22 protein-coding genes are annotated in these 18,642 nt (G+C 34.7%); 5 read left to right on the plus strand and 17 right to left on the minus strand.

The genetic code is table 11. The features are described from left to right. Positions 1-92 precede the first annotated feature (92 nt). Entirely contained in the window at positions 93-1,355 is a 1,263-nt protein-coding gene (locus FNZ64_RS07275) for a recombinase family protein (protein ID WP_479723886.1), read from the minus strand. A 77-nt stretch (positions 1,356-1,432) separates the two neighbouring features. Between FNZ64_RS07275 and FNZ64_RS07280 the strand changes: the two genes are divergently transcribed. Next, positions 1,433-2,658 (plus strand): IS3 family transposase gene (locus FNZ64_RS07280; RefSeq protein WP_142413290.1). Its coding sequence is split into 2 segments (ribosomal slippage): positions 1,433-1,724 and positions 1,724-2,658, totalling 1,227 coding nucleotides; the frame shifts between segments, so codons are not numbered across the junction. Between the two features lie 130 nt (positions 2,659-2,788). Then, the gene (locus FNZ64_RS07285; protein WP_243129227.1) at positions 2,789-3,511 is read left to right on the plus strand and encodes a recombinase zinc ribbon domain-containing protein; all 723 of its coding nucleotides are present in this window, start codon (positions 2,789-2,791) and stop codon (positions 3,509-3,511) included. A gap of 91 nt (positions 3,512-3,602) precedes the next feature. Here FNZ64_RS07285 and FNZ64_RS07290 read toward each other — a convergent pair whose 3' ends face one another. The 4 genes from FNZ64_RS07290 to FNZ64_RS07305 all read right to left on the minus strand — a co-directional run bounded on the left by FNZ64_RS07290 (position 3,603) and on the right by FNZ64_RS07305 (position 6,229). After that, positions 3,603-4,139, minus strand: a complete 537-nt coding sequence (locus FNZ64_RS07290) for a PIN domain-containing protein (RefSeq protein ID WP_142414184.1) — start codon at positions 4,137-4,139, stop codon at positions 3,603-3,605. After that, positions 4,132-4,887: an ImmA/IrrE family metallo-endopeptidase gene (locus tag FNZ64_RS07295; protein WP_142414185.1), complete on the minus strand. Its 756-nt coding sequence runs from the start codon at positions 4,885-4,887 to the stop codon at positions 4,132-4,134. The genes FNZ64_RS07290 and FNZ64_RS07295 overlap by 8 nt, the downstream gene beginning before the upstream one ends. Next, the gene (locus FNZ64_RS07300) at positions 4,877-5,230 is read right to left on the minus strand and encodes a helix-turn-helix domain-containing protein (RefSeq protein WP_185903711.1); all 354 of its coding nucleotides are present in this window, start codon (positions 5,228-5,230) and stop codon (positions 4,877-4,879) included. Before FNZ64_RS07300 ends, FNZ64_RS07295 begins: the two co-directional genes overlap by 11 nt. Before the next feature lie 777 nt (positions 5,231-6,007). Continuing rightward, positions 6,008-6,229 carry an ATP-binding protein gene (locus FNZ64_RS07305; RefSeq protein ID WP_242624585.1) on the minus strand — a complete coding sequence of 74 codons (222 nt, stop codon included), beginning with the start codon at positions 6,227-6,229 and terminating at the stop codon, positions 6,008-6,010. Positions 6,230-6,342: 113 nt separating this feature from the next. Here FNZ64_RS07305 and istA point away from each other — a divergent pair, with 113 nt between their 5' ends. Genes istA through FNZ64_RS07320 form a run of 3 tightly spaced genes read left to right on the plus strand, consistent with a single transcriptional unit; the run spans position 6,343 to position 9,033 of the window. Continuing rightward, on the plus strand, positions 6,343-7,839 hold the full coding sequence (gene istA, locus FNZ64_RS07310) for an IS21 family transposase (RefSeq protein WP_142414187.1): 1,497 nt from the start codon (positions 6,343-6,345) through the stop codon (positions 7,837-7,839). Then, on the plus strand, positions 7,836-8,615 hold the full coding sequence (istB, locus tag FNZ64_RS07315) for an IS21-like element helper ATPase IstB (protein WP_243129226.1): 780 nt from the start codon (positions 7,836-7,838) through the stop codon (positions 8,613-8,615). Before istA ends, istB begins: the two co-directional genes overlap by 4 nt. Continuing rightward, complete coding sequence (locus tag FNZ64_RS07320; RefSeq protein ID WP_142414188.1) at positions 8,605-9,033, plus strand: hypothetical protein; 429 nt, start codon at positions 8,605-8,607, stop codon at positions 9,031-9,033. Before istB ends, FNZ64_RS07320 begins: the two co-directional genes overlap by 11 nt. A gap of 102 nt (positions 9,034-9,135) precedes the next feature. Here FNZ64_RS07320 and FNZ64_RS07325 read toward each other — a convergent pair whose 3' ends face one another. From FNZ64_RS07325 to FNZ64_RS07380, 12 genes are all read right to left on the minus strand, one after another. Then, positions 9,136-9,414 (minus strand): AAA family ATPase, encoded by a 279-nt coding sequence (locus FNZ64_RS07325; protein ID WP_243129228.1) that lies wholly within the window; start codon positions 9,412-9,414, stop codon positions 9,136-9,138. Positions 9,415-9,458: 44 nt separating this feature from the next. Then, on the minus strand, positions 9,459-9,824 hold the full coding sequence (locus tag FNZ64_RS07330; RefSeq protein WP_242855620.1) for a GrpB family protein: 366 nt from the start codon (positions 9,822-9,824) through the stop codon (positions 9,459-9,461). A gap of 128 nt (positions 9,825-9,952) precedes the next feature. After that, on the minus strand, positions 9,953-10,447 hold the full coding sequence (locus tag FNZ64_RS07335) for an HD domain-containing protein (RefSeq protein WP_008981870.1): 495 nt from the start codon (positions 10,445-10,447) through the stop codon (positions 9,953-9,955). A gap of 37 nt (positions 10,448-10,484) precedes the next feature. Further along, positions 10,485-11,225, minus strand: coding sequence for a class I SAM-dependent methyltransferase (locus tag FNZ64_RS07340; RefSeq protein WP_008766909.1), 741 nt, complete (start codon positions 11,223-11,225; stop codon positions 10,485-10,487). Continuing rightward, on the minus strand, positions 11,222-12,076 hold the full coding sequence (locus tag FNZ64_RS07345) for a nucleotidyltransferase domain-containing protein (protein WP_027625761.1): 855 nt from the start codon (positions 12,074-12,076) through the stop codon (positions 11,222-11,224). The genes FNZ64_RS07340 and FNZ64_RS07345 overlap by 4 nt, the downstream gene beginning before the upstream one ends. 19 nt (positions 12,077-12,095) lie before the next feature. Beyond that, positions 12,096-13,313, minus strand: coding sequence for a macrolide efflux MFS transporter Mef(A) (gene mef(A), locus FNZ64_RS07350; protein ID WP_142414189.1), 1,218 nt, complete (start codon positions 13,311-13,313; stop codon positions 12,096-12,098). Between the two features lie 433 nt (positions 13,314-13,746). Next, positions 13,747-14,337, minus strand: a complete 591-nt coding sequence (locus tag FNZ64_RS07355; RefSeq protein ID WP_142414190.1) for a helix-turn-helix domain-containing protein — start codon at positions 14,335-14,337, stop codon at positions 13,747-13,749. Positions 14,338-14,371: 34 nt separating this feature from the next. Beyond that, on the minus strand, positions 14,372-15,454 hold the full coding sequence (locus FNZ64_RS07360; RefSeq protein WP_243129229.1) for a vWA domain-containing protein: 1,083 nt from the start codon (positions 15,452-15,454) through the stop codon (positions 14,372-14,374). Positions 15,455-15,527: 73 nt separating this feature from the next. After that, positions 15,528-16,648 (minus strand): IS3 family transposase gene (locus FNZ64_RS07365; protein ID WP_423244938.1). Its coding sequence is split into 2 segments (ribosomal slippage): positions 15,528-16,393 and positions 16,393-16,648, totalling 1,122 coding nucleotides; the frame shifts between segments, so codons are not numbered across the junction. A gap of 54 nt (positions 16,649-16,702) precedes the next feature. Next, entirely contained in the window at positions 16,703-17,632 is a 930-nt protein-coding gene (locus tag FNZ64_RS07370) for an AAA family ATPase (RefSeq protein ID WP_142414192.1), read from the minus strand. Position 17,633: 1 nt separating this feature from the next. After that, complete coding sequence (locus FNZ64_RS07375; RefSeq protein ID WP_185903712.1) at positions 17,634-18,098, minus strand: DUF6530 family protein; 465 nt, start codon at positions 18,096-18,098, stop codon at positions 17,634-17,636. Continuing rightward, positions 18,095-18,442, minus strand: coding sequence for a GIY-YIG nuclease family protein (locus FNZ64_RS07380; protein WP_142414194.1), 348 nt, complete (start codon positions 18,440-18,442; stop codon positions 18,095-18,097). Before FNZ64_RS07380 ends, FNZ64_RS07375 begins: the two co-directional genes overlap by 4 nt. Positions 18,443-18,642 lie beyond the last annotated feature (200 nt).

Here is an 18,642-nt window from a genome sequence, read left to right on the forward strand (position 1 = left end):
CCGTTTGGTTGATAAATACAATTATTATAATCAGCAAGTAAAAGAAAACCCACAACTCTACTTCAGAGGCATGGGCTATTTACTTCTGGTTTTCATATTTCCATTTCGATGCCAGATTTAAAGACTATGATGAAGCGGTCTTCATAGACTGTAACGTTCTGGATTATCTTCCTCACAAGCTTATCGTCATATTCTAAGGTGCGGAATTTGTGCTTGCGGATAAATTCAATCAACTCATCGATTCGCTCATTTTCGCCACTAAGAGAGGCGTCTTCTACTAAAAGGGTCTGTAGCTTATCTCGCAGTTCATCAATCTCGTCTGCTAGATATTCATAGTCTTGCCCCTTATTAGCCAGCTTGATGAGTTCTTTTTGTTTTTCCTCTAGTGAGTTGTTAATCTCTGAAATTTGGTACTCTGTCGTTTCGCCAATCACCGCATGAATATTTTCTTCCAAGGTTTTTATCATGTTATTGCCACCTGCAAGCAGCTTATTAATTGCGGTCATTACAGCACCATAGAGTTCATCTTCTTTTACGGTTCGGTTCTTACAAACTTCAGGACCTTGCTCGATTCTAGTCACGCATCGCCAGACAAATTCTTTTCTACCATGAATATTCCAATATGTTCTCCTATAAATATCGCCACAATCTCCACAGAAGGTAATGGCACTTAAAGCGTACTTGCTACTATAAATTCGTTTGTTCTTGCCTTCTCCTGTGTAGATATTGCTTCTTCGATGAATCTCTTCCTGCACCTGCAAAAATAACTCTTTAGGAATAATCGCCTCATGGCTATTTTCAACATAATACTGGGGAAGATGACCTTCATTCTTAACTCGTTTCTTGGTTAGAAAATCTACAGTAACAGTCTTTTGTAAGAGGGCATCTCCGATGTATTTTTCGTTTTGGAGGATTTTTTTAACTGATTCCGGTCGCCATCTTGGTTTTCCCGCTGCTGTTAAAATACCATCCTTTTCAAGACCTCGACCAATACCCACTAGACTCTGACCTTCAAGGTATTCTCGGTAGATGCGTTTGATAATCTCAGCTTCTTCGGGGACAATAATTAAATTTCCATCTTCATCTTTCGTGTAGCCCATAAATCGCTTATGGTTGACCTGCACCTTGCCTTGTTGGTATCGGTACTGTAGGCCAAGCTTAACGTTTTGTGAAAGGCTCTGGCTTTCCTGTTGTGCTAGAGATGCCATAATAGTCAGCAAAACCTCACCTTTGGCATCCATTGTGTTGATGTTCTCTTTTTCAAAATAAACGGATATGTTTTTATCCTTGAGCTGTCTAATGTATTGAAGGCAGTCTAAGGTGTTACGCGCAAATCGGCTGATGGATTTTGTAATAACCTCTTAAGCCCCTAAATGATATTGGACAATATCTGTTATGTAAAATATAATAATATTGTCAGGAGTGATTATACATGAAAAAGAAGAATTATACAGAAGAGTTTAAATCCCAAATCATTAAGGAAGTTAATAATGTAAAAGATATTGGTATAGTTGCACGTAAGCATGGAATTGCAAGATCAACGGTCAATGGATGGATAAAAAAACAAGGTTTATCATCAACTTTAATTGAGGGAAAAGAAATAACTAAAGAACTTAAAGAAAAAGAGCAAGAAAATGATCATTTAAAGAAACTGTTAGGTGAGAAAGATCTTGAAATTTCAATACTTAGAGACTTATTAAAAAAAGTAAACCCTCAATTAAAGATAAAGTAGAAATTTGTGAAAAATATATATCACAAGGATATTGTGCATTATTAGTACTTAAGATTATAAAATTAGGCAAATCAACTTATTACTATAATATTGCCAATAAAGATAAGATAAAAAAGAAACCTGTAGGTAAACCTGCTCCTGGATATTCATTTAATCTTAGTGGTGATAAAGTTTGTGATGAACAAATAAAAGAATGGATAATAGAATCAATAAATGGAGATGCAGAGTTTTATGGATATAGAAAGATAAAAGAACACCTCAAGCGTGAATATAAGCTTGTATTGAACCATAAGAAAGCATATAGATTATGCAAAGAGTTAGATTTACTAAGGCCTCAGAGAAAAGTTAAAGATAAAGTTAAGAAGAGTATTGCTATAAATAGAAAAGTAAACTCTTCAAACAATGTTTGGGAGCTAGATATTAAATACGGCTATATAAAAGGAGAAGATAGATTTTTCTTCTTACTAAATGTAATTGATGTATTTGACAGAACATTAATTGACTATCATATGGGATTAAGTTGTGATGCTAAAGATACCGCAGCTACCCTTAGGCGCTGTCTTATTAAAAGAAATTTATTTCAAAAGGATATTGAATTACCTGTGGTAAGAACTGATAATGGTCCACAGTTTATTAGTAATACCTTCAAAGAGACTTGTGAAATTTTGGGTATCCATCATGAGAGAATACCTGTTAGAACACCAAATAAGAATGCCCATATTGAATCTTTTCACAGAATATTAGAGGATGAGTGTTTTAGTGTTAATGAATTTAATGATTATAAAGAAGCATTTATAAGTGTAGATGAATTTATGAAAAGATATAATAACCGTAGAATTCATTCAAGCTTAGGATATAAGACTCCAAGTGAATTTTATAACCTTTATTCTGGAGAAACTCTAGAATGGATGACAGTTAAGTTATAGTGTATAAAAATACATAGTAAATGAATTAAGCCTATAACTTATGATGGCATGAAAATTGAAGTAATAGCGAGAATTTAATAGAGTTTGTCCAAAATAAAGGGGTTAATCCGGTACAGTTCCTCAATACTATGTGGAAGATAACCACCCCGCCATTATTCCAAGAGATATTTACATGATTGTTCAAGAGGAACTAGTGCGCAGGCGCGTGGTTCATACCAGCAGTAATGGTAAGAAACGAAGCTTTAGCTCAAACCACTGCTTCTCACAGATTGTATTCTGCGGTGACTGCGGTGAGATTTTTAGAAGAATCCACTGGAACAACCACGGATGCAAATCTATTGTCTGGCGCTGCATTAGCCGCTTAGAGAGTACCGGCATTAAGGAGCCTTGCCGTGCAAGAACGGTTAACGAGCTGCTCCTTCAGGAGATTGCCTTAAAAGCTATCAATCAGACAATTGCCGACAAGGACAGCTTTACCAAAGCCTTACAGCAGAACATTGCTAAAGCAGTACGCTTATCCGATGTATCGTCGGTAGAAAGTATTGATGATAAACTTACAGAGCTACAACAAGAGCTTCTTAAAATGGCAAACAAGCGCCAAGACTATGATGAGATTACTGATGAAATCTTTAGGCTCCGTGAACTTAAGCAACAGGCGGAGGTTGATACGGTCACCAGAAATGAGCAAATAGGACGCATCACCGACCTGCAGAACTTCATCAATGAACAGCCTACCGATATTCAGGAGTTTGATGAAAAGCTGGTTAGGAGGTTAATTGGGAAGATTACTGTATTTGAGGATAGATTTGAAGTTGAGTTTAAGTCTGGTGTTAGTGTTGAGATTGAGGAATAAGACAAAAACAAGCACCCTACATCGATTTAAAGTAAGAAATTTTTCAAAAAAGAAGAATCCATATCAGTATTTTACTGTTATGGATTCTTTACTATTTACCCTTTAATTTTATGTACTCAGAAAAAGATGATGCTCCTAGTTTTCTACGTTTTGCAAGCATAGAAGCCCAAATTGTATTTCCGTCATCTTCTGTAATATAGCCTTTTTCCAATGCCTCAATTAATATATCTCCAGTGGTAATGTGCCTCAATTTGAACTCGCTGATATATGTGCTAATATCTTTTAAATTATTACTTGCTACAATACCATTATTAGTTTTTGCCAGTGCAATAGAAGCAGCTTCTCCTGGGCCGATTATCTTATGACCTTTATCTGGTGTAGTTGTAAGTTTTTGATACAAAGCATAAGTTTCACTGCCTACATTGATGGTTTCCAAACTAGCTTGCCCATTGTTAATCAGGAAATCAATTCGCTGTTTTAAATGCGGCGTAGTTGGATAAGATAATTCGTCATATGCTGGTTTTGGAATCACGACCATTCCAGGATAAAGTAAATTTAATAAATTCTGTTGATTTACCCATAAAAAAGCTGAAATACAGTCACTATCGAAGAAAAGCGAATCAGTCATTCAATTCGCCCCCTTCGGATTCATCACCGTAAACAAGATCGGGTCTAAAAGCAGTCAGCAAAAGTTGCTCATATTTACCCGTTGAAACAAGATCTTTTTCAAAAAGCTCTTCGGCTTGTTGAATATAATATCCATATGTTTTAAATTGCTTGTTTTCCGGAAGAGGTTTATAAAGAGTATCATCATAACCTAAATTAACAGCCGAACGTATTACACCTTGCCTAAACTGATCTGCTTGTTGTGGGGTTAACTTGTTATCTTCAATTAATCTACACAGCATAGCTTGCCGGCTTACCCCAAAATATTGTTCCAATTTGACAATCTCTTTTATTCCTAAACTATCCGATGTACTGCTTTGTATCTTTTTAATTGCTTCAGATAAAGCGACTGGTGGCATAAGAAAATAGGAGGCAAACTGGTCAGCAACCTTTTCAACCTCATTGCCACACCCAATTTTCATTGAACATACCGTCGAATGTTTATTTTCATCAAAATATAAGTGAAATAATTCATGAGCCATAGAGAATCGCTGTCTGCCTACAGACATAGAAGAATTGACGGCAATAACTGGGTTGCCATCATTCTTTATACACATTCCACTTAAATGATCTCCCATTGGATAAAAAACTAAAGTTAATTGTGGAATTGTGTGTGCCAACGAAAAAATATCGACTGGTGATGTAGTATCTTCACCTAACTCTTTTCGTAAACTTAATGCTTTTGTGCAAAGATCTAATTTATCTATCAATTCCGTTGCCTCCTAACAATTGTGTCATAAAATTCGAATTTAAAGCAATCCTATTTATGGCACTAATTGTCTCTAAATCATCTTCGTTAATCTCACTGGCTCTTAGAGCAAACGAAATTCGATTTGCAGGAATTGATTCTAGACAAAAGCTCTCTGTTGTAACACCAAATAATGCAGCTAACTTATCAAGCATATCCGAAGTCAAGGATCGTTCATTTTTTTCAAATTTAGATATTAAACTTTGATCAACATTTAAATATTTGGCAAGATTACTTTGTGTAAAACCGCTTTGCTCTCTTAAAGCCTTTATATTTTCACTAATTCTAAACATTGCATTGTCCATAATAATACCTCCTTCTTTACTATTATTATATGCCATCTTTGTCATAAAATCAACATGTTTTCAAAAATAATTTATGACAAAGCATGCAAACTTGTGATTGTGTCAACATCCAACCTGCTCACAAATCCTTGACATCTATCCTATAGCCTACGTCTATCCTGAACACACAACCCTAAGGATATGACATCTATCCTATAGTCTATAAAAATTGACATCTATCCTGACTTCTAAACTATCCGTTATTTTCCAGTAGATATGTTTCCACGAATTAGTTTTGCTCGTAAAAACAGGATAGATGTACCATAATACAAAACACTAGAAAGCCTAGTAAATAAGGCTTTTTCAACCGATTACTTATCTACCCTCGACATCAGTACCACGCACTCAACGTGGCTTGAGAGGACAGAATGAATGTCATTTGAGTATGTTCGTTCTCGGAAACATATCCACTGCGTTTTTAGCACTATCGGTAGACGGGAACATATCCATTCATGATAAAAAATAACGTGTCTAATTGCATAATCATGATTGAGTAGAGTTGTCAAAAGAATAAACATAACGTATTTCAGTAAGTTTTTTTCCTGTAATTTCAATAATGCATTCATCGTCTTCATTGCATCGCCACTTATTCTTCCGGCTGAATCAATACTACCCCCTGCTCTGAGATGACAATAATGATATCACCTGAAGCTGGTATCCCCTTGTTGGAAGTATATCTTTCAAAAAATTTGACAAAACTTATCATCTAGTACAATTTCCATGCCTAAAACCACAATATTAATATCCCTCGACTACTATAACTTCACCTTCTTCATCAGTTGGGGGTTGAAAATGATCATAATAAGTGGAAGCTGTTTGCTCCGTCAATATGATATCATTTTGATGATTTCCGTTTCTTTTTCGAATACGTTCCATAACAACTTCCTTAGGTGTCTTTATATAATAGATTTTGGGTTCTATGTCGTATTTCTTTAATAATGAAATATATTCATTTCTCATTTCTCTTGTTGATTTATAATTAAAACTGACCCACCTTTAATACTTAAAATTGACCCGTCAAAAATAATAATGTACCCTAATCATGAAAGAAAAGATTGGGGTGAAAAGTTAAGGTGAAAGAAGTGCAAGATTGGATTACAGTAAATAGACTTTATAAGAAAGGAGTACCAATAAGACAAATTGCAAGGCAGCTAAAAATATCAAGAAATACTGTAAGGAAGTTAATAAAACTAAAAGAGGAACCTAAATATAGTAGAAGCCATTATGAAACTAAGGTAGACAAGTACAAAGATGATATAAATATGTGGTACTTAGATCCCTTATATAATTTTAATGGAACTAGAATATTTAGAGAACTCATAAAGAAAGGATATACTGGAAGCATCGGCCCTGTGTATAGATTTTTAAATAAGTTAAAGGATGAGAAAACTAAAGTTAGCTCAAAAGCCACTAGAAGAGTTGAAACTCCTTTAGGCGATCAAGCCCAATTCGATTGGTCAGAATATAAGGTTTTTATAAATGAAAAGTTAGTAACTGTATATTGTATAACAATGATTTTAGCTGCTTCTAGGAAAAAAGCTATAGTATTTAGTAAAAAAGTGGATGGCGAAAGCCTTTACGAAGCAATTCATGAACTCTTCTTAGACTTAGGTGGGGTAACAAAGGAGTTATTAATAGATAATCCTAAGGCATTAGTTATACATAATGATACTGGATACGAAGTAGACTTTAACATAAGTGCGTTGAGATTGGCCACATTTTTAGGATTTGAATTTAATGCTTGTGCACCATATAGGGCTAGGACTAAAGGGAAAATAGAAAAGCCATATCAATACATAGAGGAGCAATTTATCAAAGGAAATAGTTTTCAATCAATGGAGGAATTAAATTTTAGAAGTAAAAAATTTGTTGCTGAATGGAATAATAAAGTTCATGGAACTACTAAAAGAATACCAAATGAAATGTTCTTAGAAGAACTTGAAACTCTACTACCTGTAAAAAAATCTAAATTTATTATAGAAGAACTAAAGCAAAGAAAAGTGAGCTTAGACTCATTTATATCTGTAGATGGTAATAAGTATAGTGTTCCAATAGAATACGTAGGGAAAAAGATAAAATTCAGAATAATATATGGATATAAAATAGAAGTGTTCAATGATAATTTAGAAGTTATAGCTTGCCATGAGGTAATTATTAATAAAACTAATGGGATAGTAGCTGTTGATGAACATTATGGACATTTAAATAATTTAGTCCCAAAATCTTTACCAGAAATACGCAGACAAATGGAGAATACATTTGTTTGTGGTAAGTTATATTATGCAGAAGCAAGTAAAAGACTTAAACAGCCTAGTTTTCATGCAAAGGGCTTTCTTAAATTAAAGGAACTGTACAACGTTGAAACCTTGAATCTTATTCTAGAATACTGTTTAAAGCATCATATCTACGATATTAATGATATTAAAAAAGTTATAAAAGAAAACTACTTAGATATAATTGGAAATAAAATATCGGTAGATAGTAATAAAACCAATTCCTCAGAATTAGTTAGAGGTTTAAGTTATTATGAAAAACTATATAACTATGAACAAAAGGAGGGTCAAATTTGATTGAAAATACTAAAATTAACACATCAAGATCATATATAGACTCAGCTTTAAAAAGATTTAAACTCTTAGATATAGGTGAGAATTATGAAGAAGTTATAAAACATGCTATTGAAAATAAGTTATCTTATAGAGAATTTCTATCTAAGTTACTGGAATTAGAAACAGAAGGAAAGTTAAATAGATTAAAAGAAAGAAATATTAAAAATGCTAAATTTGAAGGAATAAAAACGCTTGAAACCTTTGATTTTAATGCTGAAATTAAAATTGAGGAATCAAAAGTTAGGGAGTTATATAACATAAACTTTATTGAGAAAAAAGAAAATATAATATTTATAGGACCACCAGGTGTCGGTAAAAGTCATTTAGCTACCGCTTTAGGGATAAGAGCATGTGAATTAGGTTTGAAAGTTCTATTTATCACGGCAAAAGATCTTATTGAAAACTTATATAGAGACTATGAAAAAGGAACTTTAAAAAACAGTTTTAATAAACTTAAAAAGATTGATTTATTAATTATAGATGAGTTAGGCCATTTTATGATGGATAAAGAAAAAGAGAGTATATTTTTTCAACTTATCCGCCACAGATACGAAAAAAACTCTCTTATAATAACTACCAATATCCCCTTAGGAGATTGGAGTAAAATATTTAGCAGCGAGTTAGCTGCCACCGCTATACTCGATAGACTGCTACATCATTGTCATATTCTAAGTATAACAGGTGATAGCTATAGGGTAAAGGAATTTTTAATGAGAGGTGAAAATTGTGCCAAATAGAAATGTAAGCATTGACTTTGAAAAGTTCGTTGAAATTTTTAATAATGACGGGAAGCCTACGGCTAAAAAATATATCGAAGATACTTACGATATTACATACAATATTGCACAAAGGCGCTTAGTCAAGGAAACAAATTATGTGTTTAGCAGAGCTACTAAAAAATATATTGTTCAAAATAAAACCGAGGAAGTGTTCATTAGTACAGATAAATTATTTGAAGGTAAATTTATATCAAAAGATAAACAAAGTACCTTAAATGAGAAAAACATAAGTTTTGATGATATTTTAACTGATATTTTAAAAGATAGATTAACGGAGTTAGGCAAGTTTTTCAATATTTCTCAAAGTTCTAAGGAAATTTCAATTAATATGAAATTACTAAACTCCTCAGGATATAAAGTGAATATTTTAGATTAGAAGTAATAAATAAGCAACCGATAAGTATATTTTTGATATTACTTATTGGTTGCTTGATGGGTCAATTTTAATTGAAAAAGTGGGTCAAATTTACTTGACAATCTACATTTCTCTAGACCAAAATGAATAATCGAGAACAATATCAATGTTTTGCATGATAAGTGAAATTAGTTTTTCATCAAGATAGGTTTTAATATCTTCTAAAACCTCCTGAGGTAAAGGATGTTCATTCAAACCTCGTTTGAATGATTCTTCATCATAAGATAGTATTGTCATCCCGGTACTTTCAAATTTTTTTGCTAGTGTTGATTTACCTGCTCCCGCAGGGCCGCACATTAAAATAACTTTACTTTTCGACAAATTATCTACTGTATTTTTCATTGATATAACCTCCTATAACAAACCAAGAAAACATGACACTCTCCTTAAGCATTATTACTATTCGCTCTTTTCATGATTTCCTGTACTATTGATGTTTTAGCATTCGCATAGTGCTGGACATGCCTCCATTTATTCTTTGCCAAGCTTCGTTTGACTTGTGCATATTTGTCCCGATCAGTATCATTAGTCCGCAACCAATCACGGAAGCGTAACATTCTATCAATCTCTGATGTGCCCAAACTGAACACATGCAGATTAATATCGGTATCCGGTCCTTTAAACAAACGATGCTCAAACCAGTCAGGTTCTCGAATCTGTAGCACATATCCGGCCGCTTCCAACACTGGAACGTAGGATGACTCATCAGCAGAATCCTTAACAACCAACCGTATTCTTTTGCAACTCATCATCCGTTGTAGGCATGGAGGTATTATTAGATATCATCTTATCGCACTCCTTTGCTGCTTATTATCTAGGGTTAAACTTAACTACTATTTTTTCTTTGCGATATAAAATACATAACTGTAATAATCTACTACTAATCTAAAATAAAGCGATTATAAGCTATCCTTTTTCCTGTGTTTGTTTTAAAGTTTTCATCTATACACTTTTTTATCTTTTCCTGTTCTTTTTCTTTATCCATAACCGTTAAATTTTCAAGCAAATCAGCTTCCCATTGTATTTGAAAATCAAGTCCATCAATTTTAGATGGAGTATGATGGTTGCCTATTATAAAGCATATTCTATCAATATTTTTGTTATAGCCTACCTTTTTTAATATTTCTTTCGCTACTTCTGGTCCTTCCTTTTCTTGATAGACACCATCAATAGAACCGTATTTTTTTTGTGCTTCAACCGCACCAATATCATGTAGTATAGCAATAATACTGATGAATTCTTTTTCTTCCTCTCCGATATTTTCTCCTTTCATTATATCTTCTGCATTTTTCAAAACTTTGAGAGTATGCTCTATGCCAAAAGGAATTTCTTTGAATACTTCTTTCATCTCTATAATAATTTTTTCTTTAAACATAAATTACCTCCATTTATACCTTATAGGTGTTTTAGTTCTATCTATCCACTTTTTTGTTCGCCGATACAATCAGCATCATGGGACGGCGCATTTCATCCTGCATCCCCGGAATATCCATCATGTTTTCCGGCGGCTGCGGCTCCACAATATGATTTATTATAAAACCATTTGAAAGCAGTGTATTTAGATATGTGGTCAGTGTTCTATGATATTTTGTAACCTTTTCTCCCAAAAACACAGCTGTCCGTTTGCCCTCATAATAATAATTATCCACCGGAAAATGCAGTATTTCTCCTTTTTCGTTATAATGCCAGTCTTGTGTTCCATAGGCAGTAAAAACAGGATGTTCAACCGTAAAAACTAGCTTACCACCAGACTTCAGTATTCTATATATCTTTTTTACTAAAATCTCATAATCTGCTACATAGTGAAACGCAAGTGAACTTAATATTACATCAAAACTCTCCTCTGGGAATTCCACATCTTCTATAGCACAGCATTTATATTCAACCTGTGGAAAATGTGTTTTTTCTTTGGCTACCTCGAGCATTTTATGAGAAATATCAACACCTACAACAGAAGACGCTCCGTGTTCCATCGCATAAATACAGTGCCATCCATAGCCGCATCCTAAATCAAGCACACGCTTATCTTTAAAATCCGGCAGCAGCTTTCTCAATGTTTCCCATTCTCCTGCACCGGCTAGTCCCTGCTGTGAGCGACTCATTTGACTGTATTTTTGAAAAAATATATTATCATCATATTTGTTTTCTTTCATCTGAATTCCCCCTCGTTTAAAAAGTTATTTATCTCCGTTGCAATTTTTTTCACTTCTTTATAAAGCTTCTCGGTCATATCGTAGCATTCAAAAAGTGAAAGACCGAGTACTTCAAAAATATGATTTACCCTTTCGGCATATTTTTTAGGTTTATATTCAAAAGTTTCAAGCAGTTTTATAGCTTTCTTTTCGTTAATGCAATAAGCATTATTGCATGCAAATAGTACTTGATTTAAGCATGAAATAATACGAAAAACATGGCCTGCAATATAATATTTATCCTCTGCTCCCGCATTTGCTTTTACAAACATTAAAGAGAACTCTGCTTCAAATAAAAAAAAGTTTATCAAGCTCTTCTTTAGAGCACCAGGGTAAATTTCCGCCTGATTTTTTAATTCGCATAAGCTTTCATTTTTAGCATATTGTATCTTGCTGATAGCCAATTCTCCACGATACATAGCACTTATATAACCATGGGGATGCCCGGTCTGATAATTTGCAGTAACAATTCCTTGCTCCGTATCCTTGATTATTTGTTCCACCCGTTTTATATCACGTAAAATCAGATCAACATGATACCCGTTCATAACTAACCATCCGCCGCCATTGATCCAATCACCCCACGCTCCGGGAGGTACAACAAGGTTGTTTCTATTCTCATCATCCAACTCTGTAGCAATTTGGTTAATCGCTGTCAGGTCAAATGATTCTTGATTGTAATAAATTCCGATATCTATATCAGAATCCTCTGTATGGGTACCTCTTGCACGGGATCCCCCTAATACGATGCCTTCTATATAAGGCAAAGAGGATAATTTTTCTGTCACTGATTGAATAATATTATATATCATACGAACACACTCCTTTATTTTATTTTGCATCTAATTTTCTAATCTCAGTTATCATTGGGCAAACTATTGCAATGCAAATAATTAAAATACCTGATAGTAAAAACCAATGATTTACACCGATTCTATCAGCAAAGAATCCAGAAAGAATTAACCCAATTGGCATAGCAAGAGACATGATACTTCCAGTTAAAGAAAATACACGTCCTAAATATTCAGGCTTAATTTTCTCCTGAAAAAGAGCTGTTTGCACACCGCTGTAAAACGGAACCGAAAGCCCCATTATTGCACAGCAGACTACAAATATGAAAAATCCACTTTGGGGAAGTAATCCTGAAATGGTTAAGCTTATCCCCATCATAAAAATGGATGCCGTTATTAATAAGATTCGCTTTTGGTAATTCCCAAATAACCCTAATAATAGACCCCCTATCAACATACCAGAGGCATAAGCAATCTCCGTAATAGAAATATGCATCGGTGTACCATTAAAATATTCCATAGTGATTAAAGGATATAAAGCATTTATGGGCATATAAACAAACATATATAATGTTCCAACGAGTAATAAAGCAAATAATCCTTTATTTTGCCGTAGTACAGCCATTCCTTCTTTCATTTCTCGTATGAAATTTGGTTTCAAACTTTGCACTTGATCACCCAGCTTAGGAATACGTACAATTGCTCCCGTAATAGATGCAATCACAGCACCCAATACATCGATGGCAATAATAGCATTTAGTTCCCAAACGGAGTATAAGAGTGCTGCAACCGCCGGACTAACAATATAGCTTATAGACTGCAAAGACTGACTATAGCCTGCACATTTCGTAAGCTGTTCTTCTGGTACTAAAAGTGGCGTAACCGCATTGAGAGCCGGGGTGTGAAAAGCTGTTCCAATGCTACGGATAAACAATACTACCATAACCATCCAGATAGGTAGCTCCATATACAATGCAACAATAGCAAGCACTGCCCCAGCTGCTGCGATAATTAAATCAGCACCAATCATTATCTTCTTCCTATCATGACGATCCACTAATACACCAATAGCTGGTCCAAAGACCGCATAGGGTAAAAAACCTACTAGTGAAGCCATAGACAAGACCATCGCAGATCCTGTTTTCTCTGTAAGGTAAAAAATGATCGCCATTTGCAGGATGGCACTAGTGATTAATGATACTGCCTGCCCTGCCCATATTGTATAAAACTTAAGTTTCCAATTGTTGTATTTTTCCATTTATATTATCTCCTGCATATTATTTTGCTTGAATTTCTATTTTGAATAGCATTCTAGGCAATAAAAAATGCAGGCCTAAATCCACAATGTGGCTTTTGGTCTGCATACATACAATTTGGAAACATTCATATTAAAGACATAGTTAAATAAAGGTATAGTTAAATAACTTATATCTCACCGTAACTAATGAATGCTCAATATCGTATAAATAAGCACAACAAAAAAGCCTATCATCGGGGATAGATTCTGCTTTTTTTATTGCCAGCTTATCTTAAACGCATTGAGGCTGTCATAGTTTCGGTTCCTCCTAAACTCTTATTTGTATCAGCATATATTTTAACACAATAAGTTGTTTTAAACAACGTTTAAAATTGAAAAAAGCCACGGACAGTACAACAAACATATACATCTCAGGAAGATAATATTGATTTAATTATAGATTACCTGAATATACCGATAAGCCATGCTTAATACAATAAACAAATAGTTTGCCACCGGTAGTTATAGGAAACCTACAAGTTGGACTTTGTTCTGGGTACAAGCGATTTAGAAATACTCTGTCACTTTTAACACAGGCCACAAAAGAAAGATAATGATCTTTGGTCATTGGATGGTCAAAAGTGACAAAGTAATCAGTATCTATTTCCTCTACCGTGATTTTTGGTGCAATAGTTGCAACAGTAGGCAAGATACGTTCTAACTTTCTTCCGCAGCAGAAGATAGAGGCACTTCCTGTGCTCACCAAAATATTTCCACAGGAAGGACAGACGTAAAAACGTACTTTATCAATATTGCCGCTATCCGGCTTATTTGATGTGATTTCACCCTCCATCATCTGTTTCATATCAACACCCAAAATAGTAGATAGTTCTGGCCACAGCGATAGGTCAGGACATCCTAAACCACATTCCCATTTTGAAACAGTTTTATTTTGAATACCCAGTGCATCTGCAATATTTCTCTGGGTAAGTTTTTTTTCCTTTCGTAGCTTGGCAATTAATTTTCCTATTTTCATACAGTCCATGCATTCACCTCCATTTCTGCTTAGTATAACATACTTATAGAAACCTTGTGATTATTTGTACCAACCTTGCTGGAAGTTGCTTTAAATCGGTTATATCCAGTGTGCTTTCAGCACCGTAGAGTTTGCGGATAGCTTCTTTATCCTGGCCTATAGCTGCAGATAGGAATTGGATACCTTTTCGTCTATATTCCTGCAAAGTATCTTTCATATCATACGCTGCCTTTTCACCTGTATAATCGGGCATAGCCTTAGGCTGCCCGTCGCTGATGCTGATAATTAATTTGGATTTTTGGGGCGCATTAAGCAATCTATCGGAAATAATGCGCAATGCCATACCATCTCGATTGTTGCTGCGAGCCTGAATGTTCATAAGAGCATATTTTTCATCTGCATCTTTGCTTTCAAAGTCTACATAGGCATAGACAGACATTTGCTCCAGCTTGGAGCGGTCTGCTGTATCTCCGTAAACCATTATCGGAATTCCACACCCTTTGCAGAATTCATATAAGGCGACAGCTGCCTGTTTTGCTGCATCCAAACGACCAAAGGCTGACATAGACGCTGATTCATCAATCCTGAGAGCAACCGCAAGGGAGGGTTCTTCCTCAGGTGGGCGCTTGCGAGCAAATACGCGAAAATCCAAAGACGGAGCCTGATCCGCACAGAACTTCGTGCCATACAACCTCGATTTCACGAATTCAGCAGATAATTCATGCTCCAACAGCGGATTTGTTTTTCTGATTAATTCCCGAATAACTGGCATCAAGGTTGTCATCATACGGTTATACTCTTCCCTATTCTGATAGGTAACTTCCGGACGATGGACGATCAGTTTAATATCTTCATGGACACTTCCTTGAACACTTTTCCTTGCTTCTCTGTTCAACTGTTTACGAAATTCTTTTTTTTGTAATTCGGTTGTATCTGATTTATTGAGCTCATGATAGAATGGAGTGCCATTTTCTCCATTATCATTGCTTGAAATATCAGTATTTTCATCACTTCTCGTATCAGAATGCCCCTCACTGTCTTCTGATTTTTTCAGATGCACTGCATTTTTATCAGCTTGATCTGTCTTGGTAGAGAATTCTCCGTTTTCAGAAATATTAAGTTCCATTACTTCAGGATTCTCTCCGGTTTTTTGCAACTGACATATGTGATTGGATTGTCAACACTTTTTCATACAACTTTTATTCGGTCATTTTTGCTAGCCTATATTCTACTGGTGTCATATAATTCAGAGCACTATGAATACGTTTATTGTTATACCATAACACATAACCTTGCAATTCCTTTTTCAACTCTTCTAAATTTTTAAAAACTCTGTTAAATGCAAATTCTGTTTTTATAATTTTATATCCAGCTTCAGCAACTGCATTATCATAAGGGCATCCTTTTTTACTTAAGGAACGCTTTATCTTAAAAGCTTCTAAAACTTCATCTATTATCTTATTTTTAAATTCATTTCCCCTATCAGTATGGAATATTTTTACTTTAGTTAAATTTATATTAGAACTCATAAATGCTTCATAAACTAGATCAGCATTTTTTTTAGAACCTGCTGAATAGCCTACTATTTCTCTATTAAAAAGGTTGATTAATAAACATATATAATGCCATTTACCAGCCACATTAACATATGTAAGATCACTTACTACTATTTCTAAATCACTTCTATTATCAAATTCTCTATTTACTATATTATCTATCTTTTCCTCGTTACACTTGATTTTATGCACCTTATATTGTTTTACAGTATAATTAGAAACCAATCTGTACTTGTCCATAATTTGCCTTATTTTTCTTCTTGATGCTAATATATTTTGCTTTTTCAATTCTATTTTTATCTTTCTTGAACCATAATTATTCTTGCTATCTCTAAATATTGATATAACTGCATTTTCAAGTTCAGTGTTATATACTCTAGTTTTTTTCTTATAATACACTAGGCTCCTTGGAATATTTAGTATTCTACTCATTGCACTGATACTGTACTTTTCCCTATTTGCTAAAATTATTTCTATTTTCGTGCCATTATCAGCGCTGCTTGCTTTAAAATATCATTTTCCATCAGTAATTGTTTATTTTCCTTACGGAGACGTATTAGCTCATTTTCTTCTTCGGTACGATTATCTTTAGCCTTGAAAGACCCTGATTTGCCATAATCATTTACCCACTTAACTATTGTAGACTTGGCTATTTGATACTCCCTTGCAATATCGGATGTTGATTTGCCATTCTGTTTAAGAGCTACTATTTGCTTTTTAAAATCCTCTGTATAATTTTTTGTTTTTCCTGCCATGATATTCATCCTCTCAATATTTTATTTTATTATACCATGACCGAATGTTTTTTGTACAATTTATTATAACCTATCCAGATCCATTTCCTCAAGCTTTTCTGGCAAGCCATGACTAGCCAGTGCCTGCTCTAAAATAACAAGCTCCTGCGGATCGGTCGTGATTTTGTATAACACCTTATAATATAAACCTTTTTGGAATGAGGCACCACTTTGAACGGCATCCACCCAAAAGATATACGAACGCATACCGGCCACACCTTTAATGGCATTGGCGCGGGCTGTCTCATCCAGCACCATAATCGTTTCAGCTAATAGAGATAGTACAGGTTCAGATTCATAACCAGTCTTAGCTTTAACCCGCTCCATCATTACTTTTTTAGGCGGTAATTCTAGTTTTTCTGCATGCTGCACTCGATCTCGCAAAGCTTCATTTAAGGGTCTGAAGCCATTGTAACCGCGATTTGTTGTAATAACCGCAATAAAATCAGGGTGACGATGCGCGATACGAGTTGGCAAGTTTAGACTGCCATCTGGTTCTAATGCAGAATTTAGCGCCATTAAAACTGCAGCATCCCGAATCACTGTCGGTTCCTGAATCTCCAAGAGCCATCCATTTTCATATGCACGAACAATTTCAGAAGGATAATAGCCATATTCAACCTTATCAGAATAACCATCTTCTTCTGACAGCACCGGAAGAATCGAACCCAGAACATCGGATTTATCCATATCTGCAAAACAGGTTACTTTCGTATAAGGCAGGTTAAAATCAGCAGATAAAGCTTTGGCAATCTGGGTTTTTCCCGAACCAGCATCCCCTTCCAGCAAAATGGTGCTAATTTTCATTTCACCGCGATTCCAATTTCTTACTACTTCTTGATATATACGTTTTTCTGCTTCACTCTCAATATGTGAAGGTGGTTTTTGCCAGACAAGGGACTTCTCCTCTTCTGATAGCTGCCTGGTAGGCGATATAATACTGGTTTGTTTCATATTAATATAGCTCCAATTCTTCTAACATTCGATTAAGCACCCGCTTGCGTTCTCCAATCAATTCCCCTAAATCATTCAGACTCTGGGCAAATGCTTTGATTTCCTCATTGATATTTTGATTACCTACACACACCTCTACAGGTAGCATATCACCTTGTAGCCCAACACGTTCCACGAGGGGATTTTCCGGGTCATATAAAAGGGGGAGCCGGTAAGCCTCCTTGAAGTAAAGCAATGTCCTGGACAAAAAAATCATCAAATCAAATATTTGATGGATGGGCAACTCCTGGGCCAAAATCAATTCACCATCTTTATCATTTTTCCAAATCTGTGCGGCAATCTGCATTTTTTTATTTTCTTCCAGCATAGGTGCACCTAATGTTAAACATTTGATGTCAGATTGATAAGCGTTTCTGCCATCTATACGGTCATAATCATTTGATATCATAACAACCTTTTCATTCATCTCCATATCCTCCTTGCATTTGGATCAGCAGCGAGACACTGCTCTCTCAAACTTTCTAATTTTGCTGTATGATCTTCATGTGGATCATCATACTTTAACACTTTAATAACTAATAGTTCAAAGCCTTCCGAACCATATTTGTTCCAGAGTTCCTGTAATTGTTTATTAGGATGCCAGTTGGCTGCCAATTTCATATTATTGCTGTTAAAGTCTGATTTTGTATCTTTGGAGATACCAAAAAACACCTCTCCTGTTTCCATACAACGGTAAGATATTACTCCCATTTCAGGATGTCTGTTTTTATAGGCTTCTATAAGCTCTTTTTTTCTTTTTGTATCCATCATTTTCACCTCGTCTTTAGTATAAAATAATGTAACTCAAAATATAATCCACGCTCCGTAGACCATATGAATGCAGAATTATCCAATAGATACTATTTTATAAAAATAGTGGCTTGTGCAACTTGCCGTTAAGTTTTTCAATTTCCTATATGACATAAGCTGTGAATGTTGATAAAAAAATGTATGAAAATTCCAAAGTAAAA

It is taken from the genome of Hathewaya massiliensis (assembly GCF_902143515.1).
GTDB classification, from domain to species: Bacteria; Bacillota; Clostridia; order Clostridiales; family Clostridiaceae; genus Hathewaya; species Hathewaya massiliensis.